This window comes from Bacillus sp. FSL M8-0277 (genome assembly GCF_037975305.1).
Taxonomy (GTDB): Bacteria; Bacillota; Bacilli; order Bacillales; family Bacillaceae; genus Bacillus; species Bacillus pumilus.
In genome coordinates this window covers 2,572,269-2,594,023 of sequence record NZ_CP150255.1, presented here as the reverse complement: position 1 = coordinate 2,594,023, position 21,755 = coordinate 2,572,269, and the positions used below count along the sequence as shown (strand labels likewise).

General features: G+C 42.1%; 20 protein-coding genes. 19 read left to right on the top strand and 1 reads right to left on the bottom strand.

Translation table 11 applies throughout. From position 1 onward, the window contains the following. Nucleotides 1-25: 25 nt before the first annotated feature. Complete coding sequence (gene pyk / locus MKZ05_RS13055) at nucleotides 26-1,786, top strand: pyruvate kinase (protein ID WP_050943588.1); 1,761 nt, start codon at nucleotides 26-28, stop codon at nucleotides 1,784-1,786. A gap of 103 nt (nucleotides 1,787-1,889) precedes the next feature. Beyond that, on the top strand, nucleotides 1,890-2,279 hold the full coding sequence (locus tag MKZ05_RS13050) for an FxsA family protein (protein WP_003216718.1): 390 nt from the start codon (nucleotides 1,890-1,892) through the stop codon (nucleotides 2,277-2,279). A gap of 25 nt (nucleotides 2,280-2,304) precedes the next feature. Here MKZ05_RS13050 and ytvI read toward each other — a convergent pair whose 3' ends face one another. Further along, nucleotides 2,305-3,423 carry a sporulation integral membrane protein YtvI gene (gene ytvI / locus MKZ05_RS13045; protein WP_113387226.1) on the bottom strand — a complete coding sequence of 373 codons (1,119 nt, stop codon included), beginning with the start codon at nucleotides 3,421-3,423 and terminating at the stop codon, nucleotides 2,305-2,307. A gap of 100 nt (nucleotides 3,424-3,523) precedes the next feature. Here ytvI and MKZ05_RS13040 point away from each other — a divergent pair, with 100 nt between their 5' ends. The 17 genes from MKZ05_RS13040 to MKZ05_RS12960 all read left to right on the top strand — a co-directional run bounded on the left by MKZ05_RS13040 (nucleotide 3,524) and on the right by MKZ05_RS12960 (nucleotide 21,699). Beyond that, nucleotides 3,524-3,988, top strand: a complete 465-nt coding sequence (locus MKZ05_RS13040; RefSeq protein ID WP_044139290.1) for a DUF441 domain-containing protein — start codon at nucleotides 3,524-3,526, stop codon at nucleotides 3,986-3,988. 375 nt (nucleotides 3,989-4,363) lie between these two features. Next, nucleotides 4,364-5,482, top strand: a complete 1,119-nt coding sequence (gene citZ, locus MKZ05_RS13035) for a citrate synthase (RefSeq protein ID WP_008346063.1) — start codon at nucleotides 4,364-4,366, stop codon at nucleotides 5,480-5,482. Nucleotides 5,483-5,631: 149 nt separating this feature from the next. Continuing rightward, nucleotides 5,632-6,903, top strand: coding sequence for an NADP-dependent isocitrate dehydrogenase (gene icd / locus MKZ05_RS13030; RefSeq protein ID WP_003216780.1), 1,272 nt, complete (start codon nucleotides 5,632-5,634; stop codon nucleotides 6,901-6,903). 34 nt (nucleotides 6,904-6,937) lie between these two features. Further along, the gene (gene mdh / locus MKZ05_RS13025; protein WP_003216833.1) at nucleotides 6,938-7,876 is read left to right on the top strand and encodes a malate dehydrogenase; all 939 of its coding nucleotides are present in this window, start codon (nucleotides 6,938-6,940) and stop codon (nucleotides 7,874-7,876) included. A 187-nt stretch (nucleotides 7,877-8,063) separates the two neighbouring features. Beyond that, nucleotides 8,064-8,792, top strand: coding sequence for a response regulator transcription factor (locus MKZ05_RS13020; protein ID WP_003216596.1), 729 nt, complete (start codon nucleotides 8,064-8,066; stop codon nucleotides 8,790-8,792). Further along, entirely contained in the window at nucleotides 8,785-10,527 is a 1,743-nt protein-coding gene (locus MKZ05_RS13015; RefSeq protein ID WP_253622347.1) for an ATP-binding protein, read from the top strand. The genes MKZ05_RS13020 and MKZ05_RS13015 overlap by 8 nt, the downstream gene beginning before the upstream one ends. Nucleotides 10,528-10,780: 253 nt before the next feature. Next, complete coding sequence (gene polA, locus MKZ05_RS13010) at nucleotides 10,781-13,420, top strand: DNA polymerase I (RefSeq protein WP_050943594.1); 2,640 nt, start codon at nucleotides 10,781-10,783, stop codon at nucleotides 13,418-13,420. 28 nt (nucleotides 13,421-13,448) lie between these two features. After that, complete coding sequence (mutM, locus tag MKZ05_RS13005; protein ID WP_003216358.1) at nucleotides 13,449-14,282, top strand: DNA-formamidopyrimidine glycosylase; 834 nt, start codon at nucleotides 13,449-13,451, stop codon at nucleotides 14,280-14,282. Nucleotides 14,283-14,456: 174 nt separating this feature from the next. Continuing rightward, complete coding sequence (gene ytaF, locus MKZ05_RS13000; protein WP_339160332.1) at nucleotides 14,457-15,089, top strand: sporulation membrane protein YtaF; 633 nt, start codon at nucleotides 14,457-14,459, stop codon at nucleotides 15,087-15,089. Between the two features lie 14 nt (nucleotides 15,090-15,103). Next, nucleotides 15,104-15,709, top strand: coding sequence for a dephospho-CoA kinase (coaE, locus tag MKZ05_RS12995; protein WP_050943596.1), 606 nt, complete (start codon nucleotides 15,104-15,106; stop codon nucleotides 15,707-15,709). A 170-nt stretch (nucleotides 15,710-15,879) separates the two neighbouring features. Continuing rightward, nucleotides 15,880-16,902: a glyceraldehyde-3-phosphate dehydrogenase gene (locus MKZ05_RS12990; protein WP_003216683.1), complete on the top strand. Its 1,023-nt coding sequence runs from the start codon at nucleotides 15,880-15,882 to the stop codon at nucleotides 16,900-16,902. Nucleotides 16,903-17,136: 234 nt separating this feature from the next. Then, nucleotides 17,137-17,517: an adenosylmethionine decarboxylase gene (speD, locus tag MKZ05_RS12985; protein WP_003216492.1), complete on the top strand. Its 381-nt coding sequence runs from the start codon at nucleotides 17,137-17,139 to the stop codon at nucleotides 17,515-17,517. 186 nt (nucleotides 17,518-17,703) lie between these two features. After that, the gene (locus MKZ05_RS12980; protein ID WP_003216254.1) at nucleotides 17,704-18,090 is read left to right on the top strand and encodes a hypothetical protein; all 387 of its coding nucleotides are present in this window, start codon (nucleotides 17,704-17,706) and stop codon (nucleotides 18,088-18,090) included. A 4-nt stretch (nucleotides 18,091-18,094) separates the two neighbouring features. Next, nucleotides 18,095-18,553: a transcriptional regulator NrdR gene (gene nrdR / locus MKZ05_RS12975; RefSeq protein WP_003216720.1), complete on the top strand. Its 459-nt coding sequence runs from the start codon at nucleotides 18,095-18,097 to the stop codon at nucleotides 18,551-18,553. A gap of 102 nt (nucleotides 18,554-18,655) precedes the next feature. After that, entirely contained in the window at nucleotides 18,656-20,080 is a 1,425-nt protein-coding gene (locus MKZ05_RS12970; RefSeq protein ID WP_339160331.1) for a replication initiation and membrane attachment family protein, read from the top strand. Between the two features lie 17 nt (nucleotides 20,081-20,097). Continuing rightward, on the top strand, nucleotides 20,098-21,027 hold the full coding sequence (dnaI, locus tag MKZ05_RS12965; protein WP_034620615.1) for a primosomal protein DnaI: 930 nt from the start codon (nucleotides 20,098-20,100) through the stop codon (nucleotides 21,025-21,027). A gap of 33 nt (nucleotides 21,028-21,060) precedes the next feature. Beyond that, on the top strand, nucleotides 21,061-21,699 hold the full coding sequence (locus tag MKZ05_RS12960) for a TVP38/TMEM64 family protein (RefSeq protein ID WP_003216366.1): 639 nt from the start codon (nucleotides 21,061-21,063) through the stop codon (nucleotides 21,697-21,699). The last annotated feature ends 56 nt before the right edge of the window (nucleotides 21,700-21,755 follow it).

Genomic DNA, 21,755 nt, shown 5'->3' with positions numbered 1-21,755 from the left:
CGAGAAGACCTTAGGAGGAACAGTAATGAGAAAGACAAAAATCGTTTGTACAATCGGTCCAGCAAGTGAAACTATTGAAAAGCTGACTGAATTGATTGAAGCAGGAATGAATGTAGCCAGACTAAACTTCTCTCATGGAGATTTTGAAGAGCATGGTGCACGCATTGAAAACATTCGTAAAGCAGGTAAAACATTAGGCAAGGACATTGCGATCCTTCTTGATACAAAAGGTCCAGAGATCCGTACACGCACAGTTGAAAACGGCTCAATTGAGCTAGTCGCTGGTGCAGATCTTATCGTAAGTATGGAAGACATTGTTGGAAATACGGAAAAAATTAGTGTGACGTATGAAGAGTTAATTCATGATGTAGAAGTAGGCTCAACGATTCTATTAGATGATGGTCTTATTGGTTTAGAAGTGAAAGAAATTAACATGGACCGCAAAGAAATCGTCACAAAAGTCATGAATACAGGCACGCTCAAAAACAAAAAAGGTGTAAACGTACCAGGTGTAAGTGTGAACCTGCCAGGTATTACAGAAAAGGATGCCAATGATATTCTGTTCGGAGTTGAACAAGGCGTCGATTTCATCGCAGCTTCTTTTGTGAGACGAGCTTCTGATGTTCTTGAAATTCGTGAGCTTCTTGAAAAGAATAACGCGGCTGACATTCAAATCATTCCTAAGATTGAAAACCAAGAGGGTGTTGATAACATCGATGAAATCCTTGAGGTATCAGACGGTTTGATGGTTGCACGTGGAGATCTTGGTGTAGAGATCCCGGCAGAAGAAGTACCACTTGTTCAAAAAATGCTGATCAAAAAATGCAATCGCTTAGGCAAACCAGTCATCACAGCGACCCAAATGCTTGATAGCATGCAGCGTAATCCTCGTCCAACTCGTGCGGAAGCAAGTGACGTGGCAAATGCCATTTTTGATGGCACAGATGCGATTATGCTTTCTGGTGAAACAGCAGCAGGAACATATCCAGTAGAAGCTGTACAAACGATGCATAACATTGCATCACGTTCAGAAGATGCACTCAACTATAAAGCCATTCTTTCTCGCAGAAGCGAAGAAGTAGATGTCAGCATTACAGATGCCATCGGTCAATCTGTTGCACATACAGCGATGAAGCTTGACGTTGCAGCGATTGTGACACCTACGGAAAGCGGTCATACAGCAAGAATGATTTCAAAATATAGACCAAAAGCACCAATCGTAGCAGTTACAGCAAACGAATCAGTTGCGAGAAAGCTATCTCTTGTATTCGGTGTATTTGCAAAGAGCGGCTCAAAAACGACGTCTACTGATGAAATGCTTGAGAATGCAGTCGAGAAATCGATTGAAACAGGCTACGTGAGACATGGCGATTTAATCGTTATTACAGCTGGTGTGCCAGTTGGTGAAACAGGTACAACAAACTTAATGAAAGTTTATGTTGTCGGTGACATCATTGCGAAAGGTCAAGGAATTGGCCGTAAATCTGCATTTGGACCGGTTGTCATTGCGCAAAGCGGAAAAGAAGCAGAGGAAAAAATGTATGATGGTGCAATTCTTGTTGCAAACTGTACAGACCGTGATATGATGGGTGCTTTAGAAAAAGCATCTGCCCTGATCACTGAAGAAGGCGGACTAACAAGCCATGCAGCAGTCGTTGGACTTAGCCTTGGCATTCCAGTGATTGTAGGTCTTGATGGTGCAACAACACTGCTAAAAGAAGGCGAAGAGATTACAGTAGATCCGGCACGCGGAGCGATCTACAAAGGCCGTGCAAGCGTCCTTTAATTGATACACACGAGGGGAGTTGTCTGACTCCTCTCTTTTTTTATGTTACACTAAAAAAGTAAAACAGCTTTCGGGTGAAAGATACCCCATGAGGTGATATGGCTTGAAAAAATATTTGCTACTATTATTGATCCTGTTCCCTGCCGTGGAAATCAGTTTATTTTTAATATCAAGTAAAATCATTGGCATTTTGCCAACGATGCTGATGATCGTACTCACGAGTGCATTAGGTGCTTATTTTGCAAGAAAACAAGGAATCGAAGCTTTTCAAAAAGTGCAAAGAGATTTACAATATGGCAAAATGCCAGGGGTAGCGATTGTCGATGGTTTTTGCATTCTAATCGGCGGTCTGCTGCTACTCATTCCCGGCTTCTTATCAGATATCATCGGTGCGCTGCTGCTCATTCCGATGACGAGAAAGCAAATCAAGCCGCTTTTTGAACGCTGGCTCAGAAACATGTCTAATCGCAGTCGCTATACAATTATTCGCTAAAGAGACCTTGAGCTGAAGGTCTCTTTTACTTTTGCATGCCGTACCGAATGTACTGATAGATATCCCTGAAAACACCTGCATTACGAAATGCTTGCCACACGACAAGGGAAGCAGGGCCAATGACGAGTCCGAGGAAACCCAACCATTTTAACCCGACAAATAGCGCCACAAGCGTGGCTAAAGGATTAAGCCCAATGGATTTGCTTAAGACTTTTGGCTCTGATATTTGTCTTTGAATGAGCACGACAATATACAAAATGCCGAGCCCGATGGCGAGTGAAAGGTTTCCTGTCATGGCGGAGTAAATGATCCACGGCAGAAAAACGGTGCCGCTCCCGATATAAGGAAGTAAATCGACAAACCCAATACATAAAGCAATGACAAGGGCGTGCTCGACTTTTAAGATGATCAGTCCAATGATGACGAGGCCGATGGTCATCGCAACAAGCAAAAGCTGCGCCTTCATAAAACCGGTAATGGCTTTTTTGATTTCAGATAAAATGGCTCGTGTATGCTGCATCCATTTTGCGGGAAAGATACGAGAGCCATATTTTTTTAATGTAAACCAATCTTTCGTGATAAAAAAAGTCGCCAGCGCAGAAAACAAAAGGGTTGCGGCTGCATCAGGCAAAAGACCTAAAAAAGCCGGGATGAGCTCGAGTGTTTTTGAAAGAAAAGTCCCTATTTTTGCGGCAGCTTCATCGCCTAGCGCTTGGATTTGTCCCAAAATCGATTCCTTTTGACCAGCTTGAAGTGTATTAAATTGGGCGGTTACATCATGGTACAAAGGCAGGATCTTATCTGTAAAAAACTGTTCCACAATCCCAATCATGCGATCAAGGTGACCAGGCAGAACCTTTGCCAAATAAGCACTTCCTGAAATGATTTCTGCTACTAAGAGTGTGATGAAACCGGCTGCTACTACTAAAAAGAGCAGTAGTACAATGACGACAACAAATCCTCTCGGCATTCCGGTGATCTCTTCTATTTTGCATACAGCAGGGTGAATCAGGCAGGATACAATAAGTGCAATCCAAAAAGGATATAAAAAAGGAAAAGACTGATATAAAAAGACAACCGCAAATACAGCAATGCCGATCATCATCAAACTTCGTAGAAAAATGGCCATATAGGTGTGATTCACACAATCCCCTCCAAAAAACAAGCATGTCCGATACTTCATTTTATTCAAAAAGATTAGTAATATGAAAAGGTCGCAATAAAAAGAAAGGAAGGGGCGGCGTATGTTTACTCAAGCAAATTTATTTTTGGTTCTTTTACTCGTTATTGCACTTATTGCAAAAAACAATTCATTAATTTTAGCGGTTTCTGTGCTCATTGGGATTAAGCTGATTGGTTTGGATCAAAAAATTTTCCCAGTTCTTCAGTCGAAGGGCATCAATTGGGGGGTCACCGTCATTACAATTGCTGTGCTTGTTCCTATTGCAACAGGTGACATTGGATTTAAGCAGCTTGGAGAAGCCATGAAATCTTCTTATGCTTGGATTGCACTAGGAGCGGGTATATTAGTAGCATTAATCGCAAAAAACGGTATTGTGCTACTCGAAAATGATCCGCATATCACGGCAGCACTTGTGTTCGGGACGATTTTGGCAGTTAGCTTATTTAAAGGTGTAGCTGTCGGTCCGCTGATCGGAGCAGGAATTGCTTATTTGGCGATGCAGGCTGTGAAATTTTTCAGCGGTTGAAAAGAGAGTGGTTCATGCCACTTTCTTTTTTATTTTTTTCTTGCGTGAGCTTTTGCAAAAAAACATAATTAAATATAATAAAAGAAGCAAAATCCCTTTATTCCATGCCTGATATGGAAGACTGGAAAAAAAAATATCAAAAAAAATTATAGTTAAACATTTAACAAATGTCTGATTATTGTTTATAATGGGAATAGGCTTAATTTTGAACTCATTGATCACACAAGAGATATGAGGCTAAAAGCGCTCTAACCGTATAGGTAAATGTAAGCATTTTCTTTTCTGAACGTGCCGACTTATTCGGATTGGATAGCGCTTTCAAAAAGCGAGAATTCTGCAACGAAGGGGAATCTTTTTAAAAAGGGGAGATTGAACATGACAGCAACAAGAGGTCTTGAAGGTATCGTGGCAACAACTTCATCCGTAAGCTCAATTATTGATGATACTCTTACTTATGTAGGGTACAATATCGATGATTTAACTGAAAAAGCTACATTCGAAGAAATTGTCTACCTGTTATGGCACTTAAAGCTGCCGAATGAGCAAGAGCTGAGTGAGTTAAAACAGCAGCTCAACGAAAATGCTCACATTCCGCAAGAAATCATTGAGCACTTTAAATCGTATTCGCTGGATGGGGTTCATCCAATGTCTGCGATTCGTACAGCGGTATCCTTACTAGGATTACTTGATGACGAATCAGAGATTATGGACAAAGAAGCAAATTACAGAAAAGCCATTCGCTTACAGGCGAAAATTTCTGGACTAGTCGCTGCGTTTTCACGCATTCGTAAGGGACTTGAGCCTGTACAGCCAAAAGAAGAATACAGCTATGCTGCGAACTTCTTGTATATGCTAAATGGCGAAGAGCCGTCACCAGTAGAAATTGAGGCAATTGATAAGGCACTCATTCTACATGCGGATCATGAATTAAACGCATCGACATTTACAGCGCGTGTATGTGTTGCTACACTATCAGATATCTACTCTGGTGTAACAGCGGCTATCGGTGCGCTGAAAGGACCACTTCATGGTGGAGCCAACGAAGGCGTGATGAAGATGCTTTCAGAAATTGGCGAAGTTGAAAACGTAGATTCCTATATTCATGGTAAGCTAGAGAAGAAAGAAAAAATTATGGGCTTTGGCCACCGCGTATACCGTCAAGGTGACCCGCGTGCAAAGCATCTAAAAGAAATGAGCCAGCGTTTAACAAACCTGACTGGCGAGCCGAAATGGTATGAAATGTCTGTTCGCGCAGAGGAAATCGTGACATCAGAGAAAAATCTTCCACCAAATGTTGATTTTTATTCTGCATCTGTATATCACAGTCTTGGGATTGATCATGACTTGTTTACACCAATTTTCGTGATCAGCCGATTCTCTGGATGGATTGCTCACATTTTAGAGCAGTATGACAACAATCGTCTCATCCGTCCAAGAGCTGACTACATTGGACCTGATCTTCAAACGTTTGTTCCGATCAGTGAAAGAGACTAATGTTTATAGAATAAGCGGGGGCTGATCCTCACGAAGGCCAATCAGCCTCTAGATCAACAAAAAACGAATCACGTGAAAAACTTCTTCGCTTGCAGACATCAAGCCAAGAAGTTTCAAATATTCACTACATAACCTGGGAGGTAATATCATTGTCACAAGGCGAAAAAATTACAGTTACTGGCGGCGTATTGAATGTACCAAATAATCCAATCATCCCGTTTATCGAAGGGGACGGAATCGGTCCTGACATTTGGAAAGCAGCATCAAGAGTACTTGAAGCCGCTGTAGAAAAAGCATATAAAGGTGAAAAGCAAATCACTTGGAAAGAAGTATATGCCGGTGAGAAAGCTTACAATAAAACTGGAGAATGGCTTCCTGAGCAAACACTTGAAGACATTCGTGAATACTTAATCGCAATCAAAGGACCACTGACAACACCAATCGGCGGAGGAATCCGTTCATTAAACGTGGCACTTAGACAAGAGCTTGATCTATTCACATGCTTACGTCCAGTTCGCTGGTTCAAAGGCGTACCGTCTCCTGTGAAACGTCCAGAAGACACAGATATGGTCATCTTCCGTGAGAATACAGAAGATATCTATGCTGGTATCGAGTATGCACAAGGATCAGACGAAGTGAAGAAGTTAATTGACTTCTTGAAAAACGAATTAGGTGTAAACAAAATCCGTTTCCCAGAAACATCAGGTATCGGAATCAAGCCAGTTTCTGAAGAAGGAACTTCTCGCCTTGTCAGAGCGGCTATCCAATATGCAATCGACCAAGGCCGTAAGTCTGTGACACTAGTTCACAAAGGAAACATCATGAAATTCACAGAAGGTGCCTTCAAAAACTGGGGCTACGAAGTGGCTGAAAAAGAGTTTGGCGACAAGGTCTTTACATGGGCACAATATGATCGTATTGTAGAACAAGATGGAAAAGATGCGGCAAATAAAGCGCAAAGTGAAGCAGAAGCTGCTGGCAAAATTATTGTCAAAGACAGCATTGCAGATATTTTCCTTCAACAAATCCTAACTCGTCCAGCTGAGTTCGATGTTGTGGCAACAATGAACTTAAACGGAGATTACATCTCTGATGCTCTTGCAGCACAAGTAGGTGGAATTGGTATCGCACCAGGTGCGAACATCAACTACGAAACAGGACACGCTATTTTTGAAGCGACTCACGGAACAGCACCAAAATATGCTGGTCTTGATAAAGTGAACCCATCTTCTGTTCTTCTATCAGGCGTGCTTTTACTTGAGCACCTTGGCTGGCAGGAAGCAGCTGATCTAGTGATTCAATCTGTTGAAAATACAATTGCATCAAAAGTCGTCACTTACGATTTTGCTAGATTAATGGATGGCGCAACAGAAGTGAAATGTTCTGAGTTTGCTGACGAGCTCATCAAAAACTTGTCTTGATTCTTAAACTTTAAAGTTAAAGGGGAAAAAGGAAATGGCAAACAAGCGTAAAAAAGTATCTGTTATCGGAGCAGGCTTTACTGGAGCAACTACAGCATTTCTAACGGCTCAAAAAGAATTAGCGGACGTCGTATTAGTCGATATCCCGCAGCTTGAGAACCCAACAAAAGGGAAAGCACTTGATATGCTGGAAGCAAGTCCTGTTCAAGGCTTCGATGCAAACATTACAGGAACTTCTAACTACGAAGATACAGCCGGTTCTGATGTCGTGGTCATTACGGCGGGAATTGCAAGAAAGCCGGGAATGAGCCGTGATGATCTCGTGTCAACAAATGAAAAAATTATGCGCAGTGTGACACGCGAAATCGTTAAATATTCTCCAGAAACAATCATTGTTGTATTAACAAACCCTGTTGATGCAATGACGTATGCAGTTTATAAAGAATCAGGATTACCAAAAGAAAAAGTCATTGGACAATCGGGCATTCTTGATACAGCACGTTTCCGTACGTTCGTTGCTCAAGAATTAAACCTATCTGTTAAAGACGTGACGGGCTTTGTGCTTGGTGGACATGGCGATGACATGGTTCCTCTTGTTCGTTACTCTTATGCAGGCGGTATCCCGCTTGAAACATTGATTCCTAAAGAGCGAATTGATGCAATTGTTGAAAGAACAAGAAAAGGCGGCGGCGAAATCGTGAACCTATTAGGTAACGGTAGTGCATATTATGCTCCTGCTGCTTCACTAGTTGAAATGGTTGAGGCGATCCTTAAAGATCAGCGCCGCGTCATGCCGACGATTGCTTACCTTGAAGGTGAATATGGCTACGAAGGCATTTACCTAGGTGTACCAACAATCGTAGGTGGAAACGGCCTTGAGCAGATCATCGAGCTTGAGCTGACAGAAGAAGAAAGAAGTCAGCTTGACCGTTCTGTTGAATCTGTTAAGAATGTCATGAAAGTATTGTCTTAATATGAATAAAAAAGAAGGCTTCTCTGATGAGGAGTCTTCTTTTTGTTTACAAAACAAATCTTGTCGAAATTTTAAATTGTTCTCTTGTTAAGCTTTCGTTAAAATGAAAGAGAAAGCATGACTTCTCGCTTTTCACATAAGATACAAAAAAACGGATGCAGGGGAAATCACTAATTGGAGGCACAACATGAATAAAAAAATATTAGTTGTGGATGATGAAGAATCGATTGTAACACTTCTAAGCTATAACCTCGAAAGAGCGGGCTATGATGTCGTCACAGCAAGAGACGGGGAAGAAGCACTTGAAAAAGCAGCAAGTGAACAGCCTGATCTCATTGTATTAGATTTAATGCTTCCGAAGATGGACGGCATTGAAGTGTGCAAACAACTGAGAATTCAAAAAATGATGTTCCCTATTTTAATGCTGACAGCAAAGGACGATGAATTTGATAAGGTGCTAGGTCTTGAGCTCGGGGCCGATGATTACATGACAAAGCCATTCAGTCCTAGAGAAGTGGGTGCTCGGGTAAAAGCCATCTTGAGAAGAGCACAGCAATCTCAGCCTACCCCCACGCAAGAGGAGAAGGATGAGATCATTGCAGATCAAATCAAAATTGGTGAACTGCGTATTTTACCAGAACACTACGAAGTCTATTTCCAGGAAGAACGTCTAGAGCTGACGCCAAAAGAATTTGAACTGCTGCTTTATTTGGCGAAGCATAAAGGACGTGTCCTCACGCGTGATTTATTGCTAAGTGCCGTTTGGAATTATGACTTTGCAGGTGACACTCGTATTGTGGATGTCCATATTAGTCACTTGCGGGACAAAATTGAAAAGAACACAAAAAAACCAACATACATTAAAACGATTCGCGGCTTAGGCTACAAATTGGAGGAGCCAAAGTCAAATGAGTAAAATTAGAACCCGTCTGTTTTCGGGACTCATTTTTCTCCTTTTTATTGTGTTTGTGGCACTTGGTCTTTTCCTGGATCACATGTTCCATGTTTTCTATGAAACAAAATTAACGGAACGAATGGAAAAGGAATCGAGCTTTCTCCTGTCTTCTATGAATGGTGATGATTTAAAGGCGAAGCAAAACAAAGAGGTCCTCAATCAGGCAAAGCAGCATTTTGATATGAATGCGTCGATTGTGGATTTAAAGGGGAAGATCATACATACAACGGGTCAAGCAGAACAAAAGGCCGTCATTCAAAACACACTAAACAATGAACGTCTCCAAACAAAAGGGGTCGTTATTGACGATGAGAAGGATGCGCTGTTCCATTATGCTGTCCCGATCTTAAAACAAAACGAACCGGCGGGTTATTTATTTCTCCATGCGTCATACGAGCCTTTAAATGAAATTGACGGCCAGCTTTGGCTTGCCCTAGCCTTTTGTCTTGGCTCGGCGATTATCATTATCGTTTTCTTCGGGTACCGCATGTCGATGAAATATGTGAAACCAATTGATTATGCGACAAAGGTAGCTAAACAGCTAGAACGCGGGAACTATGATACGAATAATTATGAAGAGCTGATGATTGAAACAAGTGAACTGAATACTTCCATGAAGCGTTTGGCAGAAAGTCTTCAAGAAATGACAAGTGCTGGTGAAATGCAGAGAGACCGGCTGCAAACGGTCATTGAAAATATTGGAGCGGGGATTATATTGATTGATAAGATGGGGTATATCCACCTCGTCAATCGAACCTTCCGCAAGCAGTTTAAGGTGCAAAAGCACATTTACATGCACAAGCTGTATCACGAAGCGTTTACCCATGAAGAGATTATCGAATTAATTGACGAAATTTTCATGACAGAAACGAAGGTGCGGAAGTTTTTACGTCTAGCCGTTGACATTGAACGACGCTACTTCCAAGTGGATGGTGTACCCATTTTAAGTACAGACGATGAATGGAAAGGAATTGTCCTCGTGTTTCATGACGTGACAGAAACGAAGCAGCTGGAGCAGATGCGAAAAGACTTTGTCGCCAATGTGTCTCATGAGTTAAAAACACCGATTACGTCGATTAAAGGATTTTCTGAAACCCTTCTTGATGGCGCGATTGATGACAAAGAAGCACTGACTGAATTCCTTTCTATCATTTTAAAAGAGAGTGTCCGTCTAGAAACATTGATTCAAGACTTACTTGATCTTTCTAAAATTGAGCAGCAGCAATTCAAGCTGAATATTCAAGAAGCCAATGCGACAGAAATCATCCAAGAGATTCAAGTGCTGTTAAAACAAAAGGCTACAGAAAAAGGCATTCAATTACACGTGCGTGTCCCGAAAGAACCGGTCTATGTCATGGCAGACCCGCTAAGGTTAAAGCAAATCTTCCTCAATCTCGTTAATAATGCCCTGACCTATACACCAGAGGGAGGAAGTGTCACCATCTCAGCAAGACCGAGAAAAGGTGCCTATGAATTTGATGTAGCAGATACAGGGATCGGTATGAAGAAAAGTGAGATTCCAAGAATATTTGAGAGATTTTATCGAATTGATAAAGATAGAAGCAGGAATTCAGGCGGTACAGGTCTTGGTCTTGCCATTGTCAAACACCTTGTAGAGGCGCATGAAGGAACGATTTCTGTCGGCAGCAAACAAGGTAAAGGAACGACTTTTACAGTGAGCCTGAAATCGACATAGAGAAAAAAGGAAAGTCACGTTAAAATTTACATGATCTTTACAATGAATTCATGTTTTGTTAAACATTCATTGATAGGATGAATAGGAACCCCTTCATCCAAGGAGCCAATTTTGGAAGGACGAAAACACTTGTTGTTTTCGTCCCTTTTTTATGCAGGCTCGACTATTTTCTTTTCAAAATAAACTTTGATAAAATGAAGATACAATGTGTGAAAGAGACGGCTGAAATGCTCAGCCGATGGAGGATTAAAACATGACAGACAAAAAGAAATTAGTGTTAGTGGATGGAAACAGCCTCGCATATCGAGCCTTCTTTGCTTTGCCGCTATTATCAAATGATAAAGGCGTACATACAAATGCTATTTATGGCTTTGCGATGATTTTAATGAAAATGCTGGAGGACGAGAAGCCAACCCATATGCTCGTCGCATTTGATGCGGGAAAAACAACCTTCCGCCACGAGACATTTAAAGAATATAAAGGCGGAAGACAAAAAACCCCGCCAGAGCTATCAGAACAAATGCCATTCATCCGTGAACTATTAGATGCCTATCAGGTGAAAAGGTACGAGCTTCCTCAATATGAGGCAGATGATATTATCGGTACATTGGCTGTCGAGGCAGAAAAAAACGGCTTTGAAGTCAAAATTTTCTCAGGAGATAAAGACTTAACCCAGCTCTCAACAGATCATACGACAGTGGCTATTACGAAAAAAGGCATCACAGAAGTAGAATACTACACACCTGCTCATATTGAAGAGAAATATGGCCTGCGACCAGATCAAATCATTGATATGAAAGGGCTGATGGGAGATTCCTCAGATAATATCCCAGGCGTCCCAGGTGTAGGCGAAAAAACAGCCATTAAATTGTTAAAGCAGTTTGAAACAGTTGAGAACCTGCTTGAACATATTGATGAAGTGAGCGGGAAAAAGCTCAAAGAAAAGCTTGAAGAATATAAAGAACAAGCAGTCATGAGTAAAGAGCTGGCGACCATTCTCGTAGAAGCACCTATTGATGTGTCGAGCAAAGATCTTGCCTACGAAGGTCCACACATGGATCAAGTGATCTCTCTTTATAAAGAACTAGGCTTTCAAACCCTGCTAGAGCGTCTAGGAGAAGCACCAGAAACAGATGAACAGGTTGAAGTAGACGCATTAGAAGTGAAAAAAATGACAGCTGCAGGAGGCGACATGCTGACAGATCATGCAGCCCTTGTGGTAGAACAGCTTGGAGATAATTATCACGAAGCGGATTTGATCGGTTTTGCGATCCATAATGAAAATGGTGCGTTCTTTATGACGAAAGAAGATGCGCTTCAATCAGATGCATTTAAAGAATGGGTACAGGATGAAACGAAGAAAAAATGGGTCTTTGATTCAAAAAGAGCAGTTGTCGCTCTCAGATGGCATGATGTCGACCTAAAAGGTGTCGACAATGATGTTCTGCTCGCTTCCTACGTCGTCAACCCGCAGAAATCATACGAAGACGTCGCAAGTGTAGCGAAGGAATATGGTCTGAATATCGCTCTTTCTGATGAAAAAGTATACGGAAAAGGAGCAAAACAGGCGATTCCACCTGAAGATGAACTGAAAGGACATCTCGGACGAAAAGCAGCGGCGATCTCAGCCTTGCATGATTTAACATTAGAAGCATTAGAAAAAAATGATCAGCATGAACTATATGAAGATTTAGAGCTGCCGCTAGCACTCATCTTAGGCGAAATGGAATCTCTTGGAGTAAAGGTAGATATAAAGCGCCTAGAGAAAATGGGTGAAGAATTAACGAAAAAGCTTAAAGAATATGAAGAAACCATTCACCGCTTAGCAGGAGAAACGTTTAACATCAATTCTCCTAAACAGCTTGGTGTCATCCTTTTTGAAAAATTAGGTCTCCCAATTATCAAGAAGACAAAAACAGGCTATTCAACGTCTGCAGATGTGCTCGAAAAGCTTGAAGATAAGCATGAAATCATTCGGTCCATTCTGCACTACAGACAAATTGGAAAGCTGCAATCGACCTATGTAGAAGGGTTAATGAAAGTAACGCGCAAGGATACCCATAAAGTGCATACAAGATTTAATCAAGCACTCACCCAAACAGGAAGATTAAGCTCAACAGATCCAAACCTTCAAAACATCCCGATTCGTTTAGAAGAAGGACGGAAGATTCGTCAAGCATTCGTTCCTTCAAAAGAAGGCTGGCTCATGTTTGCAGCTGACTATTCACAAATCGAGCTGCGTGTACTCGCTCATATTTCACAAGATGAGAATTTGATCGAAGCATTTACGAGGGACATGGACATTCACACGAAAACAGCGATGGATGTGTTCCATGTCTCAGAAGAAGAAGTGACTTCCGCTATGAGAAGACAAGCCAAGGCGGTAAATTTCGGTATTGTATACGGAATCAGCGACTATGGACTTTCTCAAAACCTTGGGATCACAAGAAAAGAAGCCGCCGCATTTATCGAGCGCTATTTAACAAGCTTTAAAGGCGTGAAAACCTATATGGAAGAAATCGTTCAGGAAGCGAAACAAAAAGGCTACGTCACGACGCTTCTTAAACGCAGACGGTATATCCCAGATATCACAAGTCGAAATTTTAATATCAAAAGCTTTGCAGAACGAACAGCCATGAACACACCGATCCAAGGCAGCGCAGCCGATATTATTAAAAAAGCGATGATTGATATGGCGCGAAGGCTCAAAGAAGAAAACCTGCAGACAAATCTTTTATTACAGGTGCACGATGAATTGATCTTTGAAGCGCCGAAAGAAGAAATCGCCATTCTTGAAAAGATTGTTCCTGAAGTCATGGAAAATGCACTTCAGCTTGATGTGCCGCTAAAAGTTGATTTTGCTTCAGGTCCATCTTGGTACGATGCGAAATAAATAATAGAGAGAAAAAGGAGCGAGGAGCATGCCGGAATTACCAGAAGTTGAAACCGTCCGGCGCACTCTCAAGCGGTTAGTCGAAGGAAAGACGATTGAAACGGTCGATATCAAATGGCCAAACATCATCAAACGTCCTGGGGAGCCGGAAGAGTTCGCAAGAAGATTGGTAGGAGAAACCATACAAACCATTGAAAGAAGAGGAAAGTTCCTCCTCTTTCATTTAGACCATTATGTGATGGTCTCCCATTTAAGGATGGAAGGGAAATACCGTGTACATGAAGCGCATGAGCCTTATGATAAACACGTACACGTCGTCTTTACGTTTACAGATGGGACGGAGCTTCGGTACCATGATGTGCGTAAATTTGGCACGATGCATTTATTTCAGCCGGGTGAAGAGGAAAGAGAACTCCCGCTATCACAGCTGGGATATGAACCATTCGATGAACAGTTTACTCCTGAGTATTTATGGGAGCAATTGAAAAAAACAACCCGCGTGGTCAAAACAGCACTGCTTGATCAAAAGATTGTCGTAGGACTTGGTAACATTTACGTAGATGAGGTCCTGTTTAAATCAGGGATTCATCCAGAAACGAAAGCGAATCAGCTCAGCCTGGAATCCTGCAAAGTGCTTCACAAACAGATCATCGATACGCTTCAGGTGGCGGTAGATGCGGGAGGAAGTACAATTCGTTCTTATATCAACTCACAAGGTGATATTGGCACATTTCAATTGCAGCTTCTTGTATATGACCGGCGGGGAGAGCCTTGCCAAACATGCGGAAGCATCATTGAGAAAACAGTAGTCGGAGGGCGCGGTACACACTTTTGTGTGACCTGCCAAAAACGTCCTCAATAAAGCTTAGCCATGAGCATGCTTCCTTTTTGCGATGCATACGATAAAAAACATTCATTTTTCAGCAAGGTGTAGACTGACACACAGCCCACCTGCTCTTCATATAGTGAAGAAGAGTCTAAGAACGCCTAGAGACTCTTGATCATCGTTGCATGAACAGAAAGGAAGAGTTCAGGTATGATTTCGATTTCGCTCCTGTTTTTAGCTATTGCAGTCAGCATCGACAGCTTTTCTGTAGGCTTTACGTATGGTCTCCGCAAAATGAGGATCCCATTTAAAGCCATCGTCATTATTGCATGCTGCTCAGGGATTGTGCTGCTCATTTCTATGCTGATTGGCAGCTTGCTGATGACATTTCTCCCTGTCTCAGTGACCGATAAACTTGGGGGAGGCATCTTAATTGCCATTGGTCTTTGGGTCCTGTATCAATTTTACAAACCAGCGAAAGAGCGTGATTTGCTTCTTCATGAAAAGACATTGCTTAATGTGGAAGTCCAATCGCTTGGGCTTGTCATTCACATTTTAAGAAAGCCAACAAGTGCAGATATTGACCGATCTGGGACGATTAATGGAATAGAAGCGGTACTTCTTGGAATTGCTTTATCCATTGATGCATTTGGCGCAGGGATTGGCGCAGCGATACTAGGCTTTTCTCCAATTGTCATGAGTATCACGGTCGCAGTGATGAGCTCACTTTTTGTATGTATCGGTCTGCGTGCCGGTCATTACTTGGCAAATTGGCGCTGGATCGATAAACTCGCATGCTTACCAGGGCTTCTGCTCATATTAATTGGGGTTTGGAAGCTGTAAAAGGAGGAAATCAATTGACGCTTGTCATTGGATTAACCGGCGGGATTGCTAGCGGAAAAAGCACAGTCTCGCAGATGATAAAAGAGCAGGGCATCCGGGTTGTGGACGCAGATGTGATTGCAAAAGAAGCGGTCGCCAAAGGAACACCCGCCCTTCATCATATCGTTCAAACCTTTGGTGAGGGTGTCCTCCTGCCAAATGGAGAGCTAGACCGGCAGCAGCTGGGAGCCATTATTTTTTCTAATGAAGAGAAAAGAAAGCAGCTAAATGCGATCGTTCACCCAGAAGTGCGAAAGGAAATGCTCAGGCAGCGAGATGAAGGAATCGACAGCCGAGAAACATTCGTTGTCCTGGATATCCCGCTTTTATTTGAGAGTCAGCTGGAAAGTCTCGTCGACCGCATTATTGTGGTGTATACAACACCAGAATTACAGCTATCACGACTCATGAATCGAAACGACCTTAGCGCGGAAGAAGCGCTGAATCGGATTCACTCTCAGCAGCCTCTTGAGGAAAAATGTAAGAAAGCAGACCGGGTGATAGAAAATACACAAGATCTTGCTTTTATTAGAAAGCAGTTGCAGAACATATTAAATGAATGGGAACATACTGATAAGTAAGAGTACATACACGTACTCTTCTTTTTTTATGCTTTTTATATTTCTCATGAAAAGAACAGCCCTTTTTAGAAAATATACGTTTATATACTGGCAATTACAATCTAATGTGATATACTAATTTCATAAATAAATTTATTGAGTATAACACATAATAGAGGAGTGACCTGTTCATGAAGGTAAAAGCAGCGATCAATGGGTTTGGCAGAATTGGACGCATGGTCTTCAGAAAAGCAATGCTTGATGATCAAATTCAAATTGTAGCGGTGAACGCAAGCTATCCTGCCGAAACGCTAGCACATTTAATTAAATATGATACAAATCATGGACGTTACGAATGCGATGTGACAGCAGAAGATGACGCACTGATTGTAAATGGGAAAAGAGTGCTTTTGCTCAATAACAGAGACCCAAAGCAGCTTCCGTGGGGAGAGCTTGGGATTGATATCGTCATAGAAGCAACCGGAAAATTTAATTCAAAAGATCAAGCGATGGGCCATATAGATGCCGGAGCGAAAAAGGTCGTACTTACAGCTCCAGGTAAAAATGAAGACATTACAATTGTGATGGGTGTCAATGAGGATGATCTTGATCCTGAAAAGCACGTCGTTATTTCAAACGCATCTTGTACAACAAACTGTTTAGCACCAGTTGTCAAATTGTTAGATGATGAATTCGGTATCGACAACGGTTTAATGACAACGGTTCATGCGTATACAAATGATCAAAAAAATATCGATAACCCGCATAAGGATTTGCGCCGGGCAAGAGCATGTGCCCAGTCCATTATTCCAACGACGACGGGTGCCGCTAAAGCGCTTTCTTTAGTGCTGCCGCACATGAAAGGGAAATTGCATGGACTTGCACTTCGCGTGCCAGTTTCCAATGTATCGATGGTTGATCTTGTTGTCGACTTGAAAAAAGATGTCACAGCAGAAGAAGTCAATGCAGCCTTCTCAAATGCATCAAAAACTTCTCTTTCCGGTATTTTAGATTACACGGATGAGCCGCTTGTTTCTACAGACTTTAATACGAACCCTTATTCAGCTGTCGTAGATGGACTGACAACGATGGTGATGGGGGATAGAAAAGTAAAAGTTCTTGCATGGTATGACAATGAATGGGGTTATTCATGCAGAGTGGTGGATCTTGTGAAGTTTGTCGGATCGCAGATGAAAGAGCTTTCTGCTGTTTGAAATGAAGAAGACGAACGTCCCTTTTCAAGGAATGAGAGAAAATCCCATTGAAAACACAGCTTGCAAAATGGGTCTAAACAAAGTATACTATTTTTCGTGAACTTCTTGTTCGCAGACTCATTCGGGTATACTTAAAGGGTTAGGACCTCTTTGGACTAACTTTCCCCCGTGGTATATGTCCGGTCCGGCTGCTTAGAACTTCACTCTTTCATTCTTGTTTAAGGGGGGTCCATGATGGAAACAATCGGACGTCACGTTATCTCCGAGCTATGGGGATGCGACTGTGATAAACTGAACGACATGGATTTTATTGAAAAAACGTTTGTAAATGCAGCTTTGAAATCAGGAGCTGAAGTAAGAGAGGTTGCTTTTCACAAATTTGCACCTCAAGGAGTAAGTGGAGTTGTCATTATTTCTGAATCTCATCTGACAATTCACAGCTTTCCTGAACATGGTTATGCGAGCATAGATGTTTATACTTGCGGCGACCTAGATCCGAATATCGCAGCAGATCATATCGGAGATGAATTAGGTGCTGAAACAAGAGAAAACATTGAAATTCCTCGAGGCATGGGACCTGTACAAGTGAAACAGGCGCAAGCCAAAGCACTGTAAACATAAAAAAAGATCGCAATGGGAGCTGGCCAAAAGCATTGAAATGCCTTTGTGTTATGCTCCTTTTTATATTTGTTTGATAGAGAAAATCCAACATTCCCCAACTCGCCTATACTTTTGTTCTAGGAAAACAAAGGTTTTTTTTATAAAATAAAGAAGAGGCATTATGGCAAAGGGGATACGTAGATGATTTTAGGACAAAAGTTCAAACGGTTCATGTCAAACCATACAGAAACATCTGACGAGCATCCAGTGTCAGAACTGAAAAGCCATTACTACAAATCGACGAATGCGCAAGTTTTTCAAGCGGTGGAAGCCATGCTTTCTGGGCACGCTTCCTATCAAGTGACATCTGTTTCAGCAGAACGAGGTGAAATCAGCGCAAACATCAGTATGCCGAAAAAAGCCTTTCTCGTAGCGACTGTCATTTCAATTCGTCCTTTTGAAACAGCTGTCGATTTTAATGTGACAACAGAAACAGCCTTGCCAACAGATTTTGGCTATAGTGAGAAAACGGTTTTTTCCCTTTATGATGAACTAGACAAACAACTTCCAAGAATAGATCGGAGCTGATGAAATGAAATGTCCCACATGTCAGCACCTTGGCACAAGGGTGCTTGATTCAAGACCAGTAGATGAAGGGAAATCCATCCGTCGTAGAAGAGAGTGCGAAAGCTGCCAATATCGCTTTACGACGTTTGAGAAATTAGAAGAATTACCACTGATTGTGGTGAAAAAAGAAGGAATTCGAGAAGAATTCAGCCGCGAAAAGATGCTGAGAGGACTCATTAAAGCATGTGAAAAGCGACCTGTTGCTTTAAAGCAGCTGGAGGATGTCTGCTTTAATATTGAAAAAGAACTGCGTAATCAAGGTATGTCAGAAGTGAAAAGTGAGCTTGTAGGTGAAATGGTGATGGACGAGCTGGCAAAAATTGATGAAGTGTCTTACGTCAGGTTTGCCTCCGTTTACCGGCAGTTTAAAGATATCAACGTCTTTATTGATGAATTAAAAGATTTATTAAAGAAAGAACGCTAAAAAAGAGCTGAAGATACTTCATGCTCTTTTTCCTGCGTAAAGCGTAAAACGCAAAAAGGGTGTACAATAGAAACAATTGCAATTCATGGGGAGGATCAGCATATGACAGAGCATTGGAAGGAAGTGCTAGCCGTCGATCCGTATGTCGTCAAAAGCGCTTCATTGCTCGGTGACATCGATAGACAGCTCATCACTCTTTTATATCAGCCGCTTATAGGCATGTCCGCTTTCAGCTTATATATGACGCTGTGGGGAGAGCTGGAACAAAATCGTATGTGGGGGAAACCCGCACCTCATCGGCAGCTCATGGTCATGCTGCAAACGAATTTGAATGATATTTTTGAGGAACGTTTAAAGCTTGAAGCGATTGGTTTACTCCGCACATATGAACAGGAAACGGAAGAAGGCAGACTGTTTACATATGAGCTTGTGCCGCCGTTAAGACCAGATGAGTTTTTCCAAGATGGTATGCTGAATGTTCTGCTGTACCATCGTGTAGAGAAAGCGAAATATATGCAGCTTCGTGATTATTTCTCATATCCCGGTGTTCCGGCAGAGGCAAAGAACATCTCGCGGTCGTTTGAAGAAGTTTTTCACGTATTGCAGCCAGGTGAACGCAGGATGACAGAAGAAATCAATCAGGCGTCATCACTTGATCAGGGCTATGAATATGTGACCGTTGGATCGAGTCAGCCGGCTCCTCTCTCAGACGAATCCTTTGATTTCGATTTATTGTTAGCAGGCATGTCTGATATGATGATTCCAAGAAAGGCTTTGACAAAGCAGGTGAAAGAAACCATTAAGAAGTTAGCCGTTGTATACGGCATCACCCCGCTTCAAATGCAAAATATTGTAGCAGGCGCCTGTGGTTCGGATCAAATGATCTCAACAGAAGAGCTGAGAAAAGCGGCAAGAGACTGGTACCAAATTGAATACAGAGGCGAGCAGCCAAAACTCATTGATCAAAAACAGCCGAGACACTTGCGTCAAGATGCTTCAAAAGCGCCAGTGGCAAATACGCCGGATGCCAAATTGATTGAAAAGCTTGATCATATTTCGCCTAGGGAGCTGCTAAAAGATATGGCTGACGGCATTGAGCCAACATATGCCGACTTAAGAATTGTCGAAGATATTATGCTTGAGCAGCAGCTAGAGCCAGGTGTCATGAACGTTTTGATCTACTATACATTACTGAAAACAGATATGAAGCTGTCGAAAACATATATGCAAAAAATCGCCGCTCATTGGGTGAGAAAGAAAATTAAAACCGTAGCGGCGGCCATGAAAATGGCCAAAGAAGAGAACAGGCAAATGACAGAGTGGGCGCAGCAGAAAAAGCAGCGTAGCACATACGGATCAGGGAAAGTTGTCCGTGAAGAGAAGCTTCCTGACTGGATGAAAGAAACCGAAACGAAAGAACAGCCAGCAAAAGAACAAACAGACAGCCTGTCGACAGAAGACCTCGAACGAGAAAAAGAAAAACTGTTAGATCAGTTTAAAAATATGAAAAAGTACAATGCACATTAAGATGAGGTGAGATGAGGATGAAACCGATCGGTCGTTCATTTGAACAGCTAAAAGGGCGCGTAGATTTTCGTGTGAGATACAATCAGATTAAAGAGAGTGTGTTATCTGATGAAGATGTAAAAGCCTTTTTACAGGAGCACCAAGAAGACATACACGAAGACATGATCAATCGCAGCTTGAACCGGCTTTTTGAATATGTGCAGCAGTCGAAGGGCTGTTCATATTGCTTAGATGAAGAGAACGTCAATGCGATTTTAGACGGTTATCACCCGAAGCTTGTGATCAAAGGTCAGAGTATTGATATTGAATATTCCCCTTGTCCAGTCAAGCTGCGGCTCGATAGACAGAAAAAACAGCAAGAGCTCATGAAAAGTATGTACATTCCGCAAAATGTTCTTCAAGCGACGTTCGCTGATTTGAACGTTGTGGGAAGACAGGAAGTCATTCAAAAAGTAGGGCAATTCCTGCAAAGCTATGATGAGACGGGCAAAGGGAAGGGCCTATATTTACACGGAAAGTTTGGAGTAGGAAAAACGTATATTCTGGCAGCCATTGCGCAGCAGTTAGCGGAGAAGGAATACCCATCTCTCCTTGTGTACGTGCCTGAATTTGTGAGAGAGCTAAAAAATTCGTTAGCCGATCATACACTAGAATCAAAACTGAACATGGTCAAATCCACCCCTATTTTAATGCTTGATGATATTGGGGCAGAGTCGATGACAAGCTGGGTTCGAGATGAACTACTCGGAACGATTTTACAATACCGTATGGCAGAGCAGCTGCCGACTTTCTTCTCTTCTAATTTCTCACCAAGTGAACTGAAGCATCACTTTACGTACTCACAGCGCGGGGAAAAAGAAGAGGTCAAAGCCGCTCGTTTAATGGAACGGATTCTCTATTTAGCAGAGGCAGTCTTGCTCGAAGGAGAAAACCGCCGTCATTTATAAAAGCGTTTATCACTTGAAGGAGGAGCAAATGAAATGAACAAAAGAAAATGGCTGCTTTTTCTCGTGATTGCAGGTCTCGCAGTTTTACTGTGGTGGCTGAACAAACAGCATCTTCAGCTGGCGCCGAAAGATGTGAAAAATTGGGTGCTTCAATTTGGGATGCTGGCACCATTTGTTTTTCTTTTCTTATCTCTTTTTCGCCCGTTTGTTCTCGTCCCTATTACGGTTTTTTCGCTGGCAGCAGGTTTGGCATTTGGCAGTGTTCTTGGGACGATTTATGCCCTCGTTGGTGCTACCGCCGGAGCAACATGCTCCTTCCTGCTTGCCACAACCTTTCGTGCAAAAAAGAAGGAAACACAATCAAGCAGCCGGAAGCTGAAAGCGGTGACGTCCCGCATTCAGGAGCATGGGTTTCTTTACATTTTGTTATTGCGTATTGCCCCAATCCATTTTGACTTTGTCAGCTATGCGGCAGCAGCTTCACGTGCAAATTATCGTGCATTTACGGCAGCTACCTTTTTAGGCTTAATACCGGGTACAGTTGCATTAAATGTCCTTGGCTCAAGCTTTGTCAGTGGCAATTATGCCGCTTTAGCAATCGTTTGTTTGATTTATCTAATCTTTATCTCAGTTCCGCTCATTTTAAAAAGAAAGATGCCTGATTTATTTTAGGCGTCTATTTTTTATGTTCTCCCCATATATATGTAACAGATGTCGTTAGGGGGGAC